Raw genomic sequence first — 3,593 nt, forward strand, 5'->3', positions numbered from 1 at the left:
ATCATGGGCCCAGTTTCTGATAGTTTCTCTAAGTTCAATGGTATTTGGTATCAGAAATACATCGTTTTGCCAGACACCCTATGAACTACTTCTGGTATTATAAACCTGACCATCGGTTCGATTACAATCACATGAAAAGGAGATGATATTCTCTTCAGATTACTTTTCCTCAATCAATTTCTCATAACCGGTGGTACAACCTCTACACAAGTGATGTCGTCATCAGAACAAATTTTCCATCCCTAAATACCCATCTGTCCTGGGCTGAACCAGCAGCATGGTGAGAATCGAAGACTTTTGGACCACTAACCCCGTAATACCTGGAGGCTTCTAATCCTTTCCTGATGGTCTCAGCTGTTAAAGTATGAGTATCACAAGCAGGTGGCAAGGCCTCTATTACAACCTTCATGGAATCATATCCATATCCAGCAAGAGTCCTTGTGGGATCCTGATGAAACATCTTCTGATATCCCGAAACAAAATGTTCAGATTGTATCCCTGGAACCAGGTTTGTATAGGAATCTATCGTGAAAAGGGAAAACTTTGAGAGCACATCAGAGTTCTCCTTCTCCAGGCTGTTCATAAGCCCTGACTCAGACAATATCACCTGACCCCGGAATCCTGCCTCTGACAGATTTCTGATGATGGGGATCTGACGATTATCATATACAATGAGAATAATCGTATCTGGTGCACTATCTAGGATTGAATGAGATAGAGCAGCATAATCAGTATCATCACGATTAATCGGCTTTTTTGTAGAAACTGGAATGGATCGGTTGGTAAGATCTGACGCAATATTGTTCATGACTGACCGTCCATACTCGTCATCGCAGTAAAGGATAGCAACCCGGTCAGAAGAAAATGAGACCCATTTTCCTATAAATTCAGCCAGATAGAAAATGGGTGGATTAATCTGATAAAACCGGGGAGAGATCCCATACAATGCCTCTCCATTTGCCTGGGGAGAGAGAAGAACAGAACTATCGACTTGTTTTGTCTCTTCAGCCATCTTGAGCGTGAGATTTGTGGAATATGATCCAATAACTACAGGAACTCCCTCACGTTGCATCTCCTGAAAAAGAGCATGTGACAGGTTTGGATCTCCCTTGTCATCTTTAATTTGAAGGGTAATTTTTCGCCCGTCTGCTGTATCACCGGTATTGAATTCATCGGCCGCGACCTCAATGCCATGCAGGATATCAGTACCGATAGTACTTAAATCTCCACTCAAAGGGAGGATTACTCCGCAGGTGATAGTGTTATGTTCCGGAGCAGGGACAGGAAGCGGGGCGGTGATAAAGGCGGGGAAGATAGTAAGAATGATGATGATAGAGAGAATGATAAGGATAGCAAGAGTCGAAACCAATTGAATATATGAAAAATGGTTGACATCACTGAAGTGCTCATTATATGGTGATTCTTTTTGTCCTGCTATATGAGAACGGTTGAATAATTGACTCATTTTCATCCTAATGGACATTACCTTGGAGCATACACTCTCCCTGATGTCTGTCAACCGGACATTGTAGATCGCAGAGTTTGTCATGTTACGCCCCGCCAAAAAAGAGTTCTGCCGGAATGTCCAATGATGCATTTTGCATAGAAATCGTAGGATGCGAAGATCTGACATGGTAATATATCTGGTGAAAGAGCTGACGAAGCGTTACAGATGAATCAGAATTATTTAGTCTGGTAATGAGTTCTGTGGTGAATTCATCTGATAACCAGGTTGAAAGAGCAGAGTCATATGATGCAGCTTTTGACGTCTCATTTGCTGCTGAAGCAGTCATTACAATGACACCCGGTGTTTTTATTGAATCAACAATACTCCCACTAAAACAGGATTCAAAAACCATGAGCATTCGCCCAAAAACTTTTTTCTCTTTCATCTCGTCTACAATTGAAGCGAATTCTACTGGTGTAATCTCACTATCATTACCAAGTAACAGATCTCCTCCCTGAACTCCATGTGATGAAAGATATACCAGCACGGTTGAATTCTCATCTGATTGAAGAAGTGGTCTTCCATCAGATTCAGCCTTTTCTAAAAGAACATCTATCAGTGTCTTTTTATCAACAGTTTCACCTATATAGTCAGGAATTGCCCGTATCCTGACCTCCTCTTCCCCTGGTTTATGATATACCTCGCCAGGTCTGATATTTTTTTTGTCTGTTGGTATATCGTCATAAACGAGCAGAATAATATGATCATCTGAAACTCCCTGGGATTTCAAATACTCATACATGGTAAGAGCATCAGCCTGATGGCGGTAATTCGCCCATTCCCGGGAAAAGGCTCCAATTACTGCCCAGAAATCTCCTTTGGTTATGTTTTGGAATTGAATTGATGATACATCGGTTGAATTATCGGCAAGCCCTGATTTATTATCTGATTTAATCAGGTTCTGTTGGAGTACAGGATCTGAGACAATCTTGCCGTCTTCCATGCGGTAGGTTCCATACCAGGGGACACACCGGTCAGTTCCTTCAGATTTGAACGTGAGTGGACCGGTTGCACCGGTAAAGACCGGAGTTTTTCCTTGTTGAATCTGCTTGAATGCTGATTGAAATCCCTCCTCTGTCCTGGGCATGAGGTCGCCTGATTCATTGGATAGGATAGATAATGCTGCATTCATAGGAGATTTTAAAGGATATGCAGTAATACGGGCCATGACACCGGAGGCGATCAGCAGGGCATCATAGACCTCAGGAGCATAATCAGATTGACCATATTTTGATATCTTGTACTCTTTTGAAAAGTCCGGATCCCATTCTTTGGACATGAGCATGAGAGTCTTATCCGGAATTATGGTAGAAAGAACGCTGATATTGTTAATATTCCAAAGTCCTGATTCGAGAATCTTCTGTTGATCTTCAGCATCAGGTCGCACAAGGATTTGTCCATTTTTATCAACGGTAGGATATATAAAATATGGAATGACAGAAGTGTTTAGTTCTTCAAGCATGTCAATGGCAGAGCTTATCTCATTCCCTGATCCAGAATGAACAAATATAAGGTAATCAGGTCGTAGTGTACATAACCGGTTGACAGCCTCGGGAATCTCATCCGGTGTTGAATACTTTTCTTCGCCTGTGATAGTAATATTATATTCAATCGCCCAATAGGGAATCCAGTCATAAAAGGTATTGCCATACGTGCTGTTTATGGTAAGCAGGGCAACATTTTTCCCCCCGTTTTGTTTGATATGTTGCAGAAGCTCTGAAGTAATATCACCGTCATTTGATACCGTTCTCCAGACTGAACCACTCCCTGAAAATGCCCGGTAGATCTCATCAGATGATGCAGATGGAGATATGAGGACTTTCTGCTTTTTTATAAATAGGTCAGCAACAGCAAAGAGATCATCTGAAGAATACGGTCCAATTACAACCTTGATTCGTGGATCCTTTGCAAGGTCCTCTGCATATTTCATGAGATCCCCTGTACTGGTATCCCGCAGTATCAACGTAACCGGTCTTCCACCAATCCCTCCTCCTTCATTGATCTGGTTCTGAGATAACATAAGGGCGTTATACAATGGTTGCCCTTCTGGTCCATTGAGAGGGAGAAGCACTCCGATATATAATGG

At 42.1% G+C, this 3,593-nt stretch carries 2 protein-coding genes; both read right to left on the minus strand.

The genetic code is table 11. The annotated features are described in order from the left end of the window. Positions 1-202 precede the first annotated feature (202 nt). Positions 203-1,549 carry an ABC transporter substrate-binding protein gene (locus VN429_RS05030; RefSeq protein ID WP_325630469.1) on the minus strand — a complete coding sequence of 449 codons (1,347 nt, stop codon included), beginning with the start codon at positions 1,547-1,549 and terminating at the stop codon, positions 203-205. 1 nt (position 1,550) lies between these two features. Next, a partial coding sequence (locus tag VN429_RS05035) for a C13 family peptidase (RefSeq protein WP_325630471.1) occupies positions 1,551-3,593 on the minus strand: 2,043 nt, incomplete at its 5' end.

The sequence above is a fragment of the Methanospirillum sp. genome, from assembly GCF_035560735.1.
Lineage (GTDB): Archaea > Halobacteriota > Methanomicrobia > Methanomicrobiales > Methanospirillaceae > Methanospirillum.